A 15,888-nucleotide genomic window follows, 5' to 3' on the forward strand; every position below is an offset into this window, starting at 1 on the left:
CTGTGCGCCGCCAGGGACTCGAACCCCGGACCCGCTGATTAAGAGTCAGCTGCTCTAACCAACTGAGCTAGCGGCGCCTGCTGACGTCGACAACTTTACATGACCTCCGGCGGTGCTTCCGACCACCCGGAACCAGGCGATCTACCCCGAACGGGCGCGCGTACACCATTCGGACCGTCAACATGCGCACCCATAAGCGGGTTGGGAAACTGCTCCATGTGCACAGGCCTGGACATTTCCACCTGGAGTGTGAGGGGAATCGCATGGAGCCTCCGGAGACTCCGGTTTTCGAGGAATTCGATCCCGCGAGCGATTGCGACTGCCCCGGCTGCGCCCTCGCCCGGCAGCGTCTCCCACCGCGTCCCGGGGCGGCGGGCCACCCGGCCGCCCATCGGGTGCTCGCGGTGACCACGGTCGCCACCGCCGCCCTCGGCGGGGCCCACGCCCTGCCGGCCGCCGCCGCTCCCGACACCGCCCAGCGCCCCGGCGTTCCCGCAGGTGACGAGCCCGACACCCCGCAGGGCAGCGCCGCCCCGCTGCACGGCCCGGCGGGCCGCCCCGCCCAGGGCTCGACCGTCACCGAGGCGCCCCCGATCACGCGCGCGGAGATCATCAACCGCGCGAAGAAGTGGGTCGCGGCGCAGGTGCCGTACAGCATGACCGCCTACTGGTCCGACGGTTACCGGCAGGACTGCTCGGGCTTCGTGTCGATGGCCTGGAACCTGCCGGGCAACGAATGGACCGGCACCCTCGGCCGCTTCGGCGACCGCATCGCCAAGGAGGACCTGCAGCCCGGCGACATCCTGCTCTTCCACAATCCGGTGAGCCCGCAGAGCGGCTCGCACGTCGTCCTCTTCGGCGGCTGGACGGACTACACCCACAGCTACTACATCGCCTACGAGGCGACCCGCCCGCACGCGCGCAGGCAGGCCACCCCGTACGCCTACTGGAGCCACTCCGGCCAGTACCTCGCCTACCGGTACAAGGGGCTGATCCCGGCCACGGGCGGCTCCGAGCCGGAGCCCGTGCCGGAGCCGGTGCCCCAGGCGCGGACGCCGTACCCGGGAGCGGCGTCCTTCGGCCCCGGTGCGAACAACGAGTACGTCACGCTCCTCGGCCGCATGCTCGTGGAACGCGGCGCGCGCTCCTACTACACCTCCGGCCCCGGCCCCCGCTGGTCGGACGCCGACCGCAGGGCGACCCGCGCCTTCCAGCTGGCCCAGGGCTGGACCGGCGCCGACGCGGACGGCCTGCCGGGGCCCCGCACCTGGGCGCTGCTGACGACGGGCGGGGGCCGTGACATCGCCACCGGCGCGGCAGGCCCCCCGGCCCCCTCCGTGCCGAGGGTCCCGCCCTTCCCCGGCCGGGCGGTGTTCCGCCCCGGAGCGGTCAGCCCCCAGGTCACGCTGCTGGGCCGGCAGCTCGTGCAGAAAGGGTTCGGCAGGTACTACACCACGGGCCCGACCCCGCGATGGGGCGAGGCGGACCGCAGGGCGGTCGAGGCGTTCCAGCGGGCCCAGGGCTGGAGGGGAGCGTCCGCGGACGGCTACCCGGGCCCGGAGACGTGGCGTCGCCTGTTCGCCCTCTAGGGGCGCGACAGCCACATACGGCCCGCATCCGCGGGCCGCGGCACACCCATGACGCATCTGGCGCGGAGGCTGGAGGCAAGCATGACCACGACCACTCCACAGACCCCGGAATCGGAGGGCCCGTCGAGGCCCGCCCGGCTGATCCAGAACGAGTCGACGACCGAGATCCCCGTCCACCTCCTCTTCCGGGACGACCCGGACCCGGAACTCCTGCCGCTGAAGCCCGCGGTGGTCGCCCGCAGACAGGGCACGGGAGAGCAGCCCCGTGTCCGCCGCCCGGCGGCAGCCACCCCGCGTCCGCTCCCGGAGCCGGACCCCTCGTTGGCGGAGCGGCCCGCCCGGGTCCTGCCCGGCACGGCGGGCGTACTGGCCGGAGCCTGCGGGGCGGCGGGCTGTGCGGCCACGTCGTGGTGGGCGGGCCTGCTGCCCCCCACCGCGCTGGAGGCCCTGGGCCTGCCCGTGCCGCACGCGGCGGGCCTCGGCCCGGCCCAGTGGGCGGCGTACGCGGGGGCGGGTGCGCTGGCCCTGGTCGGTTTCGGCGGTCTGGCGCGCGGCCGCACGGGCCGGGCGTGGGTGCTGGGCCTGTTCGGCCGCTACCGCGGCACGGTCCGGCGCACCGGCCTGATGTGGATCAACCCGCTGCTGCTGCGCCGCCGTGTGGACGTACGGCTGCGGCACTGGAGGAGCGAGGCCATGCCCGCGGCCGACGCGAGCGGCGTCGCGCTGCGGGTGGTCGTGCTGGTGGTGTGGCGGGTGAGGGACACCGCGCGGGCGGTGCTCGGGGTGGAGGACCACGAGGCGTACCTGCGCGAGTGCGTGGAGGCGGCGCTCGCCCGGGTGCCGGTGGAGACGCCGGGGGAGGGGTCGGTCGCGGCGACCGGGGAGGGCCTGACCCGGCTGGTGGCGGCGGAGGCCGCGCCGGTGGGGCTGGAGGTGTTCTCGGTGCAGCCGGTGCGGGTGGAGTACGCCCCGGAGGTGGCGGCCGCGATGCACCGCCGCCGGATCGCCGCGCTGGACGCCCGGAACCGGGCGAGCGTGCTGACGTCGGTGGTCGACTCGGTGGAGGACACCCTGACGCGGCTGACCGTACGCGGCCTGGTCGAGCTGGACGACTACGAGCGCAAGGCGCTGGTGAAGGACCTGACGGTGGCGTTCTGCGCGGGGCGGGGCGAAGCCGGGCCGTGATTGGTATGGACATGTTCAACTCACGGCAATAATCTCGAACTTGGTCTAGACCTACCCTGCACGGCTCACTGAACTCCCCACGTTCTCCAGGAGCGGCAGTATGCGCAAAAAGACCAAGTTCTACGCCGCCGCGGTGGGACTCGCCACCACCGGAGCGTTCGTGCTCTCCTCCGGCGGCGCCAGCGGCCACGGCTACACCGACCTCCCCATCAGCCGGCAGAAGCTGTGCCAGAACGGCACCGTGACCGGCTGCGGGGCGATCCAGTGGGAGCCGCAGAGCGTCGAGGGCCCGAAGGGCTTCCCCGGCTCCGGCCCCGCCGACGGACAGATCTGCAACGCGGGCCTGGGCCAGTTCGCCCCGCTCAGCTCGCCGCGCACGCCGTCCGGCGGTGCCTGGCCCGCCACCAGGGTCACCGGCGGACAGAGCTACACCTTCCGCTGGCAGTTCACCGCGATGCACGCCACGACCGACTTCAAGTACTACGTCACCAAGCCGGGCTGGAACCAGAACCACAACCTCGCCCGGTCCGACCTCAACCTCACCCCGTTCCTGACCGTCCCCTACGGCGGTCAGCGGCCCCCGTCCACCCTCTCCCACAGCGGGACCCTGCCGTCCGGGCTCAGCGGTCGGCACGTGATCCTCGCGGTCTGGACGATCGCCGACACGGGCAACGCGTTCTACGCCTGCTCGGACGTCACGTTCTGAGCAAGGCTTGAGCGAACACACCTCCCCCCGCGGGTAGGTTCCCCCTGCGCCGCCACGACCACGGCGGCGCCGGGGGAACACCGACACGACTTCGGGGGAAGCGTGATGGACGTCATCTTCTATCTGGGCCCGGCCCTGATCATGGCTCTGGCCGTCGGCATGGCCTGCTTCGTCGTACGCAGCTGGCTGCGGCTGCGCGCGGCCTGGAACAGCGGGCTCACCGCCGAGGCGCGCTGCCTGCGCGTGTACACGACCACGCACGGAGGCCGTGACTCCTCGGTGCGTACGGCCCTGCGCCATGTCTACGAGTTCACCGCGCGCGACGGCCGGGTCGTGCGGTTCGAGGAGGAGGGCGGGCCCGGCACCGTGATCGAGGGCGACTTCGTCACCGTGCGCTACGCGGAGGGGGCGCGGGTGGCGGCCACGGCTCTGGCCCCGCGGCGCGGTCTCGCTGCGGCGGGCACCGCTGGGGTCCTGGTGTTCCTCGGCGGGATCGTCGTCCTCTGCGTCGGCTTCATGGTGGCCTACGCGACGATCTCCTCGTATCTGCCGCTGTGACCGAACGCCGAAGGGCCTCTCGCTCTCGCGAGAGGCCCTTCCACTGTGCGCCGCCAGGGACTCGAACCCCGGACCCGCTGATTAAGAGTCAGCTGCTCTAACCAACTGAGCTAGCGGCGCATGACCCTCGCCTTCCGCTTCTCGCGGCCGGCGACGAAGAAAATACTACCTGGTCCCGAGGGGTGCTCGTGACCACCAGCCTCGGGACCGGGAGCAGCGGCTAGATCGCCAGGGAGAGCAGGACGGGAGCCGCGTTCCGGTTGAGGGTGTCGGCGGCCTGGCGGAGCCGGTGGGCGTGTTCCACCGGCAGGGACAGGGCGAGGCAGCCGACCGAGGAGCCGGCGGTGATCGGGACGGCCGCGCAGACCGTGCCGACGGCGTACTCCTGGAGGTCCAGGACGGGCACGGTCGGAGGCTGGGCCTCCAGCCGGGACAGCAGCAGCTTGTCGCTGGTGATCGTGCGCGAGGTGAGGCGGGCCATCTTGTGGCGAGAGAGATGGTCGCGCCGGCCGTTGTGGTCGAGCTGGCCCAGCAGGCTCTTGCCGACCGCGGTGGCGTGCGCGGAGTAGCGGAAGTCCACCCACTCGTTGACCGCGGGCGTGGCCGGGCCGTCGGCGTACTGGGTGACCTTGACCTCGCCGTCGACGTACCGGCTGATGTACACGGCGGCGCCGACCGAGTCGCGCAGCCGGTTCAGGGTCTGCTGGAGCTTCTCCCGCAGGGCCTCCTCGTGATGATGGGCCGAGCTCAGCCGGGCGAGCGCGTCGCCGGTGACGTACGCGCCGTCGGCGACCTGCTCGACGTAGCCCTCGCGGCGCAGCATCAGCAGGAGGCTGGTCAGGCGCTCCGTGCCGAGGCGGGTCTCGCGGGCGAGTTCGGCGTCGGTGACGCCGGTGGTGTGCCGTGCCACGGTCTCCAGGACGCGCAGGGCGTCCTGTGCCGAGTGGTACGGCGCGGTCGGCTCGTGCTTGAGCGCCACGGTTTCCCCCTGCGGTCGCTTCTCAGTGCCGTGATCCGAGGCTCGGACCCACTCAACGATAACTGTCAAACGGCTTGTAGTGAGCGGGTGTTGACGAGATTCCGGCCCCGTCAGCAGGCGGATGCCCCGCTGGCATATGCCAGCAGCAAGTCCAGTTGCTTGGCCTGTCGCGTGTCCGGCCACTGTGGGGACGCCGCCCGGCGGTTCGGCGCGGGCGGCGCCCCGGTGTCACAGGACCGCGCTGAGGAATTCCCGCGTCCGCTCCTGCTCCGGTTCGCCGAACAGCTTCTCCGGCGGGCCGGACTCGATGACCTTGCCCCGGTCGAACATCATCACGCGGTCGGAGACGTCCCGGGCGAAGTTCATCTCGTGGGTCACGCACAGCAGCGTGATGTCCGTGGTGTGCGCGATCTCCCGCAGCAGATCGAGCACCCCGGCCACCAGCTCCGGGTCCAGGGCCGAGGTCACCTCGTCGAGCAGCAGGATCTCAGGCCGCATGGCGAGGGCCCGGGCGATCGCCACCCGCTGCTGCTGACCGCCGGACAACTGGGTCGGATGCGCGGTGACCTTGTCCGCCAGGCCCACCGTCCCGAGCAGCTCCCGGGCCCGGTCCTCGGCCTCGGCGCGGTCCATGCCGAGCACGTTGACCGGCGCCTCCGTGATGTTCTGCAGCACGCTCATGTTCGGGAACAGGTTGAACTGCTGGAAGACCATGCCGATCTTCTTGCGGATCTCGCGCTGGTACTTCTCGTTCGCCGGCCTGAGCGAGCCGCTCGGGCCCGGCATGTGGGTGAGCGGCTGCCCGTCCACCAGGATCATGCCGTCGCTGACCCGCTCCAGCGTCATCAGCAGCCTGAGGATCGTGGTCTTGCCCGAGCCGCTCGGCCCGATCAGGGTCACGTGCTGGCCGCGCTCGACGGTGAAGTCCAGCTGGTCGAGGACGACATGGTCGCCGTAGCGCTTGACCACCCGGTCGAAGGCGACCAGATGGTCCGCCGCCTGAGGGAGCCGCGCGTCGCGCTCGTCGTCGGGACTCGTCTTCGTCAGGGGATCAGTGGCCAAGGCGCCTCTCCAGCTTTCTCATCAGCAGCGAGGTCGGATAGCTCGCCGCGAGGAAGATCAGGCCCGCGAGCGTGAAGGTCTCGGCGTAGACGAAGTGGTCCGCGCCGTACTCCCGGGCCTCCGCGACCATCTCCGTGACCGTGATCACGGCCAGGAAGGGGGTCTCCTTGAACATGGCGATGCCGTAGTTGCCGAGCGCGGGCAGCACCTTGCGCACCGCCTGCGGCAGGATCACCGCCTGCCAGGTGCGGCGCGGTGACATCGACAGCGCCCGGCACGCCTCCCACTGGCCCTTCGGCACGGCGTCGATGCCCGCCCGGTACACCTCCGACAGATAGGCGGCGTAGTGGATGCCGAGCACCGTGATGCCGATGGTCAGCGGTTCCACGGTGTCGAAGATCGCGTAGGCGCCGACCAGCTGCACCAGCAGCGGGGTGGACCGCACGAACTCGGTGGCCGCCCGCACCGGCCAGGTCACCAGCCGGGTCGGGGCCCGCCCGGCCATCGCGACCACCAGTCCGAGGACGGCGGCCACCAGCGTGCCGAGCACCGTGGCCAGCAGCGTCGTACGGAAACCCTCCAGCAGGATCGGCAGCGCGTCGCGGAAGGCCTCCCAGTCCCAGTCGTAGCTCACCGGACACCTCCCGGCACGCCGGGCGCCTTCACGGCGGCGCTGCCGGCGCGGGCGTTCGCGGGCCGGCCGAGCCGGGCCTTCGCGTGCCGCTCCAGGGCGTTCATCAGCAGCGTCAGGGCGTAGGCGAGGACGAAGTACATCACCAGCAGCGTCACGAAGGCCCAGGTCGTCTCGCCGGTGCGGTCACGCATCTGCTGCACCACCGTCGTCAGGTCGCTCGCGGTGATCAACCACAGCAGCGGAGTGCACTTCAGCAGCTGGATCAGCAGGTTCGTGAACGACGGGATCATCTGGACCCACGCCTGCGGCAGCACCACCCGGCGCATCCGCTGCAGCGGCGTCATGTTCAGCGCGACCGCCGCCTCCCACTGCCCCTTCGGTACGGCGTTCAGCGCGCCGCGCACCACCTCGGAGCCGTACGCGCCGTAGTTCATGCCGAAGGCCAGGACACCGCAGAACAGCGGGGTGAGCTCGTAGCCGAACAGGAGCGGGAAGGCGTAGTACAGCCAGAACAGCTGGACGTACAGCGAGGTGCCGCGGAAGAACTCCACGACGACCCGCGACACCCCCCGCGCGAGCGCGGGCCCGCTGTTCGCCATGAGACCGAAGACGAAGGACAGCGCGAGCGCGACGAGCGCGCCGAGCACGGTGGCCTCGACCGTCACCCACAGCCCGGAGCCGACGTCCGGGAGATGGTCGAAGAAGTATGCGTAGAAGTCACCCATGGGCAGGCGTCCCCGTCAGGCCTTGCACAGGTCGGCGGTGCGCAGGTTCGCCGGCGGGATGGTCTCCTTGCCGAAGCCGTACTCGCCGATGAGCCGCACATAGCGCTCGGCGTCGGCGGTGATCTTCTTCAGCTCGCCGTTGAAGGCGTCCCGCAGCTCCTCCTGGCCCTCGCGGAAGACCGCGCCGCCGGGGCTGTACTGCTTCACCCCGTCCAGTTCCGGGACGAAGGGGTCGGTGACCTCCAGGCCGCTGTTGTTCTTGGCGAGCCAGTTCAGCGAGATGCTGGTCAGCAGGAACGCGTCGATCCGGCCGCTCTTGACGGCGTCCGCGCCGTCCTGCGGCTTCTGCAGCGTCTTCAGGTCGTCCTCGGCGATCCCGGCGGCCGTGGCGTAGGTCTTCTCCACCGCTCCGGCCATCACACCGATGCTCGCCCCGGCCTTCTTCGCCGACGCCAGGTCGGTCAGCTTGCGCGGGTTGCCCCGCTTCACCAGCAGCGCGGTGGGGGAGATGAACTCGGGCTCGGAGAACAGGGCCTTCTCGCAGCGCTCCGGGACGATGGCCATGCCCGCGCTGATCACGTCGTACTTGCCGGCCTGCAGCCCGGGGATCAGGCCGTCCCACTCGGAGAAGGTCGGGCGCAGCTCGCCGATGCCCAGGGCCTTGAAGATCTCCCGGTGCAGCGTAGGCGCCTCGCCCTTGAGCTGCCCGGCCCTCCTCGTAGCCGTAGGGGGCCTCATTCGCGTACGCCACCCGGACATAGCCCTGCTTCTTCAACTGCTCCAGGCTCGAGCTCTCGCCGTCGGCGCCGGCCGTCTTGCTGCAGGCGGCCAGCAGCCCGGGGACGGTGAGCAGGCCGCCGACAGCCGCGGTTCTGTTGAGGAAGCCCCGGCGGGACAGGTTCGGGAACTCGGACATGGACACGCGACCTCCAAGAGCCTTGCCAGATCTGCCCGTACACAGACCGGTGGTGGCGCCTGCCCGCTCCCCGGGAGCTATGCGGACTCATGGAGGGACGTTATGCAACGGTGATATGAGCGTTATTTGTTCGTTTCCCGCTTCTTCGCTCTACGACTGTTCGTACGCACTCACACCTGAACGATCGGCTCCCGGGTGAACAGGGCGCCCAGTGCAGGCGCGTTCACCCGGCGGTCGGTCAGCCGCAGCGCCTCCCAGACCGTCACCTGGTTGGCCGTCAGGACCGGTTTGCCCAGCGACTGCTCCAGGGCCGGCAGATGGGCGGCCGTGTGCAGGGCCGTGTCCGGGACGAGGACCGCCTCCGCCTCGCCGCTGTCGGCCTGCTCGGCCAGCGCGAACAGCTCCGGCCCGCCCCAGGTCGCGGCCTGTGCCGCACTGCCGACCCCGGCGGCGCGCACCGCGACCACCTCCAGGCCGGCCGACCGCAGGAAGTCCGCGAACAGCCCCGCCACGTCGTCCGGATAGGTGGCCGCGAGCGCCACCCGGCGCACCCCGATCTCCTGCGCCGCGTGCACGAAGGCGAACGACGTGGAGGACGCGGGCATCCCGGCGGCGCGGGCCAGCGACCGCACCTGCTCATGAGCGCCCTCCCAGCCATGGACGAAGCTGCCGCTCGTGGAGGCCCACACCACCGCCTCGGCGCCCGCCAGCCGCAGGGCCTCGACATCCGCCGCGAGCCGGTCCGCGGCCCCCAGCCGGCGCAGCACCTCCACCCGGCGTGCGTCCTCGTCGGTGTCCGTGCCGATCACATCCACCCGGACGTCGCTCGCGAGCAGCTGCTCGATCCGCGGATAGTCGTCCTTCGGGTGATCGCTCGGGCAGAGGAATCCGAGTGCGGTCATGTCGCCCCTTCCGGCTGTTCGTCCGGCCGTTCTTCCTTGGCATGTCGAGCAGTACGGGTACCCAGCAGGCACGGCGTAGCCCCCCTCGTCACCCGACATCCCCTCGTACGGGCCCGAGCCCGGGGAAATAACCGGAGACAGTCTCCTGTTAAGGCGTGGAGGACAGCACAGCAGCACTCTGGAGGCACCCCGTGACGGCAGACGAGATCCGAGGCACGACCCGGGGGAGCGCCCCCGTCCCCCTCTCCGTACTGGATCTCGCGACCGTCGGTTCCGGCCGGACCGCCACCGACGCCCTGCGCACCAGCGTGGCGCTCGCCCGGCTCGCCGAGTCCCGGGGCTTCCACCGCTACTGGGTCGCCGAGCACCACTCCATGCCCGGCGTGGCCTCCTCCTCGCCGGCCGTGATCCTCGCCCACCTCGCCGCCCACACCGACCGCATCCGGCTCGGCTCGGGCGGCGTGATGCTGCCCAACCACGCCCCGCTGGTCATCGCCGAACAGTTCGGCACGCTGGAGGCCATGGCCCCCGGCCGTATCGACCTCGGCCTGGGCCGCGCCCCCGGCACCGACGGCGCCACGGCCGCCGCGCTGCGCCGCTCCGACACCCTGGACGAGGGCGCCGACGACTTCCCGCAGCAGCTCGCCGAGCTGACCCGGTTCCTCGACGACGACTTCCCCGACGGCCACCCCTACCGCCGCATCCACGCCGTCCCCGGCCCCGTGCAGGCGACCTCGCCGGGCGGCGTGCAGTCCCCGCACCGGCCGCCGCTGTGGCTGCTGGGCTCCTCCGGGTTCAGCGCCCGGCTGGCCGGCCTGCTCGGGCTGCCGTTCGCCTTCGCCCATCACTTCTCGGCGCGCAACACCGTCCCCGCGCTCGACCTGTACCGGGAGTCCTTCAAGCCGTCCGCCGTCCTCGACGCGCCGTACGCCCTGATCGGCGTGTCCGCGCTCGCCGCCGACGAGGAGAGGGAGGCCCGCCGCCAGGTCAGGGCCGCCGCGCTGAGCATGATCCGGCTGCGCACCGGCCGGCCGGGCCTGGTGCCCTCCCCGGAGGAGGCGGAGGCCTATGAGTTCAGCCCCCTGGAGCAGGAGTTCATGGACTCCTGGAACGCCAACGTCATCCACGGCACGCCCGACGAGGTCCGCTCTGGCCTGGACGACCTCCAGAAGCGCACCGGCGCCGACGAGCTGATGATCACCGGCAACGCCCACAGCGGCGAGTTCCGGCTGCGCTCCTACGAACTCATCGCCGACGCCTACGGCTTGCCGACGGCGTAGGACGTCGTCCTCGCCCGCAGGCCGGAGATACGATCCGGCGCCACCGGCCGTGAGTACAGCCAGCCCTGGCCGGTGTCGCAGCCGATCCGCCGCAGCCGTTCGGCCTGCGCGGGCGTCTCCACGCACTCCGCGGTGACGGTCAGCCCGAGCCGGTGGGCGAGCTGGATCATCGCCTCCACGACGACCTCGTCGGCCGGGTTCGGCGGCGCGCCCTCCCCCTCGTACTGGAAGCCGCGGACGAAGGAGCCGTCCAGCTTCAGCACGTCCACCGGCAGCCGGGAGAGATAGGCGAGGTTGGAGTAGCCGGTGCCGAAGTCGTCGATGGCGATGCGTACGCCCATGGCGCTGAGGGCCTGGAGCACCTGGAGGGGGCGGCCGGCGGAGCCCATCACGGCCGACTCGGTGAGCTCGATCTGGAGCAGTTCCGGGGCCAGCCCCGTCTCGGCCAGGACCCGGTCCACGTCCGCCACCAGGTCGGAGTCCCACACCTGGCGCACGGCGACATTGACGCTGACGAACAGGGGTTCCTCGGCGGGGTGTTCGAGCTGCCAGCGGCGGGCCTGACGGCAGGCGGTGGCCAGCACCCAGCGGCCGAGCGGCACGATCGCGCCGTCCTCCTCGGCCAGTCCGATGAACCGATTCGGCGTCAAGATGCCGAACTGCGGGTGGTCCCAGCGCACCAGCGCCTCCACCCCGCGCAGCCGCCCGTCCGCCATGCCGACCAGCGGCTGGTACTCCAGCCGGAACTCACCGCGTTCGATGCCGGGCCGCAGGGTGGAGGCGAGGGCCTGACGGGTCATGCGGTGGGCGTTGCGCTCGGGGTCGAACAGCGTCCAGCGGTCCTTGCCGTCGGCCTTGGCCCAGTACAGCGTGGTGTCGGCGGCCTGCATCAGCCCCGTCGCGGTGGTGTCGGCGGCGAGCCGCTCGACGACCCCGACGGACGCGGTCACCGACAGCCGCCGGCCGGACAGGTCGAAGGGCGCGCGCAGGGCGCGCAGCACCGACTCGGCGAGATCGGCGAGCTGTTCGGTGCCGGTGGAGTCCTCCACGAGCAGCGCGAACTCGTCGCCGCCGAGTCTCGCGACCAGCGGCGCGCCGGCGCGCGCGAAGCCGGCCTCGTCGGCGCAGCGGGTGAGACGTTCGGCGACGGCGGCGAGCAGGCGGTCGCCGACGCGATGGCCGAGGGTGTCGTTGATCGCCTTGAAGCCGTCCAGGTCCAGATAGCACAGGCCGATCCGGCCGGTGCTGCCGCGCTCCTCCGGCTCGGACTCCAGGGCGGCGGTCAGCCGTTCGAAGAACAGGGTGCGGTTGGGCAGCCGGGTCACCGGGTCGTGCATCTGCAGATGGCGCAGCCGCGCCTGGAGTTCGCGGCGGGCGCTGATGTCGGCGACGGACAGCAGCACGCCCTGGAAGCCCTCGTGCAGCGGGGCCACGGTGACCTGCACCCACATCGCGTGTCCGTCCGGGTGCTTGACCCGGCGGGTGCAGCGCAGCCGGGCCCGCCGGCCGCGCAGCACCTCGCGGTAGGCGTGCCAGGTGCGACCGTCGGAGGTCAGGTCGACCAGCTCGGCGGCGACCTGTCCGGCGGGCGGGCGCGCGGCGGTGCCGAAGAGCGCCGTGAAATTGTCGTTGGCGGTCACGACCAGTCCGTCCCGGTCGACGACGGCCATCGCCAGCGGCGCCGAGGCGAACGCGGACCGGAAGGAAGCTCCCGCGTCCGTCGCCCGGGTGACCTCCGTGCCGGTACGACGAGAAGCTTCGGGATCACTGTCTGTGACGGCCGGCCGGACGAGGTCTGCCGCGGCCGTCGGCCCTTCGGACGCTGCGCTCACCGCTCGCTCCCGCAGTGCACTCGATCTGCTGGGTCTGTGCTCGATCTCTGCTCGATCTCTGTCCGGGCAGGAAGTGTCAGGAAAGTGTGCCGATCATAGAGGCTGCCTTCCGGCCCTTCCAGCCGTTCTTCAGTGTCCCCCGTACGCCGCGTGATGACCCGCCTTTCTGATGGATCGTTTCTGCCCCTGGCTGGACGGGTTTCTTCGGCAGCCGACCGATTGTGACGGTCCGTGAGCGGTTCGGGGGTGTCGGGGGCGCGGCCCGGCGCTCGGTGGCGTATGCGCCGGCTCCTAGGAGGCGTGACCGCCGAGTGCTCGGGGCGTGCCTGCCGGGTGCTCAGGGTGTGCCTGCCGGGTGCTCGGGGAGGTGCCCACCGGGTGCTCACCCGTCCGATGCAGGCAAACAGGGCATATGTCAATGAAGTCGCACAGGCTGGACGCGGTGTCCCCGTGTACCGCATCCGGAGGTTCCTGTGCCGCGTCCTTTTCCGCGCCCCCCACTGCGCAGCACCGCGGCCGTCCTCACCACGATGTCGGCGCTCGCCGCCACGTCCTTCATCGGCGCCCCCTCGGTCGCCGAGCCCTTCTCTTCCTCCCCCTGCGCCCTCACGCGCACCGACGCTCATCACTCCGAGGGCGTCGACACCTGGAACGCCGCCTATCCGAAGCCGGTCCGCGAGCTGAACGCCGTCCTGGTCTTCCTGTCCTTCCCGGACGCCCAGCCGCTGACTAGCCCGGAGCAGCTGACAGCCGATCACTTCCCCGTCACCAGCGCCTTCTTCGAACGCGCCTCCTACGGCCGGTTCACCCTGCGCCCCCGCCCGCTGCGGCAGTGGCTCACCATGCCCCGCCCCTCCACCGCGTACGCCATACGGCGCGACTGGAACGCCGCCCATCGCGCCGCCTACCTGCGCGACGCCCTCGCCGTCGCCGACGGACGGGTCGACTTCTCGGCGTACGACATCGTGTACTTCGTCGCCGACCCGGACGCGCCCGGTGTGGACTCCGACGCCACCAAGGTCGTCAATCTGGACGTGCCGCTGCGGGCCGACGGCACGGAGATCCGCCGGTTCGTCACCGTGTTCGAGAGGCATCCGCCGGACCGGCTCGTCCTCGCTCATGAGACCGGGCATGTCTTCGACCTGCCGGACCTCTATCACCGGCCGGCCGACGACACCGGCGACTGGGACACATACGTCGGCGACTGGGACCTGATGGGCAGCCAGTTCGGCCTCGCGCCGGACCTGTTCGCCTGGCACAAGTGGAAGCTGGGCTGGCTGGAGCCGCGCCAGGTGGTGTGTGTGCCGGGAGGCGGGCCGACGTGGCTCACGCTGGAGCCGCTCGGCGCGGGCCCCGGCGTCGCGGTGGCCGGGGCCGCGGGCGCGCCGGTCTTCGGGCTGGGCCGCGGCACCAAGCTGGCCGTCGTGCGCACCGGGCCGGACAGCGCGCTGGCCTTCGAGGCGCGCGGCCCCGTCGGCAACGACGAGGATGCCTGCCGCTCGGGGGTGCTGGTGTACCGGGTGAGCAGCACGGCCGCCTCCGGGCGCGGGCCGGTCGAGGTGATCGACGCCCACCCGGAGACCGAGGCCTGCTGGGACACCTCCGTCTATCCGCCTCTCGCGGACGCGCCGGTCGGCGTCGGCGAGAGCTTCACCGTGCCGGGCGACGACGTACGGGTGGAGGTGGAGGGGCGGACCCTCGCGGGGGCGTGGACCGTGAAGATCGCCCCGGCGTGAGACCGCGTACGGGCAGCGGCATCGCGTACGGAGAAACAGATGAGCGCCCTCGGAGAACCGAGGGCGCTCATCCAGGTCAGCGACCTTTTAGCTGTGCGCCGCCAGGGACTCGAACCCCGGACCCGCTGATTAAGAGTCAGCTGCTCTAACCAACTGAGCTAGCGGCGCCTGCTGACGTCGTAGACCTTAGCATCCTGATCGGCGGGAGGAAAAATCGATATCCGCACCGCCGCACGGGCCGCCCGTACGGCCGCCCAGAGCAGTACCTCCGCCCCCGGCAGCCAGGGCTGACGGGTGTCGGGGGCCACGAGCCAGCGGGACTCCAGGGGGCCCGGTTCGCCGGGGCCGCCGGCCGGTGCGGGGACGGTCACGGCGTCGCCGGTGCCATGGCAGAGCAGGGGCGGGATCGCCGCCGTACGGCTGCCGCCGCCGAGGTCGGGGTCGTGGTCGCGGTCGTCGCGGTCGCGGTCGCGGTCGCGGGAGCCGAATTCCTCCCACTCCAGCAGCGACGGCAGCCGCTGGGCCGTGCCAGGCGCGGCGAACAGCAGCATGCGGCCGCGGTAGGCCGCCACCGGGCCGGAGCCCGGACCGTCGTCCCACAGCCGGTCCAGCATCCGGCGGCCGAACATCGTGGGCGCGCTCACCACGTCGAAGGCCGAGCCGCACGGCAGGACCACCGGGGCGTCCGGGCGCTCCTCCCAGAAAGCGAGCGTGCTGCGCGGATACGTTCCTGCCGAGGCGAGCCAGGCGGCTCCGTCCGGGGTGACCCCCGCGAGTTCGTTCCGAAAGCTGCTCATGCCCATCAGATGTACCGGGCGTGAGTGTGCCGTCTCCCTGGGTTGCCGGAAATCGGGACAGGGGCGGGCGGGCAGGAGTATCTTGCCCGCCCGGCTGGCATATGCCGGGCGGGCGGTCGGGTCGGGTCAGACCGGGTCGGCGTGGCCCGCGCCGTTCTCGCCGCGCAGCAGGCTCTGGCCGAACTCCACCATCTTCTTGGCATAGTCCTCGGTCCACTCGGCCCGCTCCGCGATGGCCGCGGCCGTGAGCCGGTCGAAGCGCCGCGGGTCGGCCAGCTGCGCCGCCGCGATCGCCTGGAACTCCATCGCCCGGTCGGCCGCCGCACGGAACGCCTGCGTCAGCTCCGTCGCCCGCGCGAGCAGCGCCCGCGGGTCGTCGATCGACTCCAGGTCGAAGAAGTGCTCCGGGTCCCCGGCGGCCTCGGCGGGCTCGAAGAGCAGGGGCGCGGGGCGTAGCCGCGGCTCGTTCGGGCGCGGCGTGTGCTCCGCCATGTCATGTCCTCCTCGTACGTGTCCGATGGCGCGCCTGCGGGCGGACCACCCTCCATTGTCGCGCGGGGGCGCAAGAGGGCCTCTGGCGCGAGCCCGTGACCGGTCGGGCTCCGCGGCGTTTGTCACGGCATGCGCAAGATCATCACCTGCGGCCTGCTGGCCGCCGCTGCCCTCATGACCACCACGCCCGCCTCCGCCGACGACGGCGACTCCAACTTCGGCCCGGGCGTCAACGCGGCCAAAAACTGGAACTTCACCGCCGGCGCCGCCTGCAGGCAGGAGGTCGCGGTCGTGCCCGTCCTGGGCGACTGGGTCGGCGACCACCTCGACAACTGCTCCAACGGCAACGTCATCGACCGGGCGGTCGAGGCCGTCGGCTCCCTCACCCGCCACTGACGCACCGCCCTGGCGGCCCGCCTCAGGGCCGCCAGCTGACCCGGTGTTCCGCCAGGCGGGCCAGGACCGCGTGGTTGTCCTCCCAGCCATCGGGGCTGT

The 15,888-nt window shown here is 71.8% G+C and carries 15 protein-coding genes, 3 tRNA genes and 1 pseudogene; 7 read left to right on the plus strand and 12 right to left on the minus strand.

Translation table 11 applies throughout. The features are described from left to right. Positions 1-3: 3 nt before the first annotated feature. Positions 4-77, minus strand: a tRNA-Lys gene (locus RKD23_RS23800). Positions 78-263: 186 nt separating this feature from the next. Between RKD23_RS23800 and RKD23_RS23805 the strand changes: the two genes are divergently transcribed. The 4 genes from RKD23_RS23805 (at position 264) to RKD23_RS23820 (ending at position 4,038) form a co-directional block, all read left to right on the plus strand. Beyond that, positions 264-1,589, plus strand: a complete 1,326-nt coding sequence (locus RKD23_RS23805; RefSeq protein WP_424855500.1) for a peptidoglycan-binding protein — start codon at positions 264-266, stop codon at positions 1,587-1,589. 81 nt (positions 1,590-1,670) lie between these two features. Further along, positions 1,671-2,774, plus strand: coding sequence for an SPFH domain-containing protein (locus RKD23_RS23810; RefSeq protein ID WP_424855501.1), 1,104 nt, complete (start codon positions 1,671-1,673; stop codon positions 2,772-2,774). Positions 2,775-2,874: 100 nt separating this feature from the next. Then, positions 2,875-3,480, plus strand: coding sequence for a lytic polysaccharide monooxygenase auxiliary activity family 9 protein (locus RKD23_RS23815; protein WP_424855502.1), 606 nt, complete (start codon positions 2,875-2,877; stop codon positions 3,478-3,480). Between the two features lie 105 nt (positions 3,481-3,585). Further along, complete coding sequence (locus RKD23_RS23820) at positions 3,586-4,038, plus strand: hypothetical protein (protein WP_424855503.1); 453 nt, start codon at positions 3,586-3,588, stop codon at positions 4,036-4,038. A gap of 46 nt (positions 4,039-4,084) precedes the next feature. On the opposite strand, the gene RKD23_RS23825 is transcribed toward RKD23_RS23820, so the two are convergent. The 7 genes and pseudogenes from RKD23_RS23825 to RKD23_RS23855 form a co-directional block, all read right to left on the minus strand. Then, positions 4,085-4,158 (minus strand) — tRNA-Lys (locus tag RKD23_RS23825). A 100-nt stretch (positions 4,159-4,258) separates the two neighbouring features. After that, a complete protein-coding gene (locus RKD23_RS23830) occupies positions 4,259-5,017 on the minus strand; it encodes an IclR family transcriptional regulator (RefSeq protein ID WP_424855504.1) in 759 nt (252 codons plus the stop codon). Positions 5,018-5,245: 228 nt separating this feature from the next. Then, positions 5,246-6,079 (minus strand): ectoine/hydroxyectoine ABC transporter ATP-binding protein EhuA, encoded by an 834-nt coding sequence (gene ehuA / locus RKD23_RS23835; RefSeq protein ID WP_424855505.1) that lies wholly within the window; start codon positions 6,077-6,079, stop codon positions 5,246-5,248. Beyond that, positions 6,069-6,713 (minus strand): ectoine/hydroxyectoine ABC transporter permease subunit EhuD, encoded by a 645-nt coding sequence (gene ehuD / locus RKD23_RS23840; RefSeq protein WP_424855506.1) that lies wholly within the window; start codon positions 6,711-6,713, stop codon positions 6,069-6,071. The genes ehuA and ehuD overlap by 11 nt, the downstream gene beginning before the upstream one ends. Continuing rightward, on the minus strand, positions 6,710-7,438 hold the full coding sequence (gene ehuC / locus RKD23_RS23845) for an ectoine/hydroxyectoine ABC transporter permease subunit EhuC (protein WP_424855507.1): 729 nt from the start codon (positions 7,436-7,438) through the stop codon (positions 6,710-6,712). The genes ehuD and ehuC overlap by 4 nt, the downstream gene beginning before the upstream one ends. Positions 7,439-7,453: 15 nt before the next feature. After that, positions 7,454-8,354: pseudogene (ehuB, locus tag RKD23_RS23850) on the minus strand (ectoine/hydroxyectoine ABC transporter substrate-binding protein EhuB). A 170-nt stretch (positions 8,355-8,524) separates the two neighbouring features. Continuing rightward, a complete protein-coding gene (locus RKD23_RS23855) occupies positions 8,525-9,256 on the minus strand; it encodes a maleate cis-trans isomerase family protein (RefSeq protein WP_424855508.1) in 732 nt (243 codons plus the stop codon). A gap of 191 nt (positions 9,257-9,447) precedes the next feature. Between RKD23_RS23855 and RKD23_RS23860 the strand changes: the two genes are divergently transcribed. Then, positions 9,448-10,536, plus strand: a complete 1,089-nt coding sequence (locus RKD23_RS23860) for an LLM class flavin-dependent oxidoreductase (protein ID WP_424855509.1) — start codon at positions 9,448-9,450, stop codon at positions 10,534-10,536. Here the strand turns inward: RKD23_RS23860 and RKD23_RS23865 are convergent. After that, entirely contained in the window at positions 10,515-12,368 is a 1,854-nt protein-coding gene (locus RKD23_RS23865; protein ID WP_424855510.1) for a putative bifunctional diguanylate cyclase/phosphodiesterase, read from the minus strand. The genes RKD23_RS23860 and RKD23_RS23865 overlap by 22 nt on opposite strands. 473 nt (positions 12,369-12,841) lie before the next feature. Between RKD23_RS23865 and RKD23_RS23870 the strand changes: the two genes are divergently transcribed. After that, entirely contained in the window at positions 12,842-14,104 is a 1,263-nt protein-coding gene (locus tag RKD23_RS23870; protein ID WP_424855511.1) for a M6 family metalloprotease domain-containing protein, read from the plus strand. Between the two features lie 94 nt (positions 14,105-14,198). Here the strand turns inward: RKD23_RS23870 and RKD23_RS23875 are convergent. The 3 genes from RKD23_RS23875 to RKD23_RS23885 form a co-directional block, all read right to left on the minus strand. Further along, positions 14,199-14,272: transfer RNA gene (locus tag RKD23_RS23875), tRNA-Lys, on the minus strand. Next, a complete protein-coding gene (locus RKD23_RS23880; protein ID WP_424855512.1) occupies positions 14,263-14,901 on the minus strand; it encodes a bifunctional DNA primase/polymerase in 639 nt (212 codons plus the stop codon). The genes RKD23_RS23875 and RKD23_RS23880 overlap by 10 nt, the downstream gene beginning before the upstream one ends. Before the next feature lie 126 nt (positions 14,902-15,027). Beyond that, a complete protein-coding gene (locus RKD23_RS23885) occupies positions 15,028-15,393 on the minus strand; it encodes a hypothetical protein (RefSeq protein ID WP_404036139.1) in 366 nt (121 codons plus the stop codon). 129 nt (positions 15,394-15,522) lie between these two features. On the opposite strand from RKD23_RS23885, the gene RKD23_RS23890 reads away from it, so the two are divergent. Continuing rightward, entirely contained in the window at positions 15,523-15,789 is a 267-nt protein-coding gene (locus tag RKD23_RS23890; RefSeq protein WP_424855513.1) for a hypothetical protein, read from the plus strand. Positions 15,790-15,888 lie beyond the last annotated feature (99 nt).

The sequence above is a fragment of the Streptomyces sp. SAI-170 genome (assembly GCF_049739565.1).
Lineage (GTDB): Bacteria > Actinomycetota > Actinomycetes > Streptomycetales > Streptomycetaceae > Streptomyces.

Excerpts from the sequence above, each read along its gene's own strand:
- RKD23_RS23890 (WP_424855513.1), top strand. The coding sequence starts at position 15,523 with ATGCGCAAGATCATCACCTGCGGCCTGCTGGCCGCCGCTGCCCTCATG.
- RKD23_RS23805 (WP_424855500.1), top strand. The coding sequence starts at position 264 with ATGGAGCCTCCGGAGACTCCGGTTTTCGAGGAATTCGATCCCGCGAGC.
- RKD23_RS23810 (WP_424855501.1), top strand. The coding sequence starts at position 1,671 with ATGACCACGACCACTCCACAGACCCCGGAATCGGAGGGCCCGTCGAGG.
- RKD23_RS23880 (WP_424855512.1), bottom strand. The coding sequence starts at position 14,901 with ATGAGCAGCTTTCGGAACGAACTCGCGGGGGTCACCCCGGACGGAGCC.
- RKD23_RS23855 (WP_424855508.1), bottom strand. The coding sequence starts at position 9,256 with ATGACCGCACTCGGATTCCTCTGCCCGAGCGATCACCCGAAGGACGAC.
- RKD23_RS23885 (WP_404036139.1), bottom strand. The coding sequence starts at position 15,393 with ATGGCGGAGCACACGCCGCGCCCGAACGAGCCGCGGCTACGCCCCGCG.
- RKD23_RS23815 (WP_424855502.1), top strand. The coding sequence starts at position 2,875 with ATGCGCAAAAAGACCAAGTTCTACGCCGCCGCGGTGGGACTCGCCACC.
- RKD23_RS23820 (WP_424855503.1), top strand. The coding sequence starts at position 3,586 with ATGGACGTCATCTTCTATCTGGGCCCGGCCCTGATCATGGCTCTGGCC.
- ehuC (WP_424855507.1), bottom strand. The coding sequence starts at position 7,438 with ATGGGTGACTTCTACGCATACTTCTTCGACCATCTCCCGGACGTCGGC.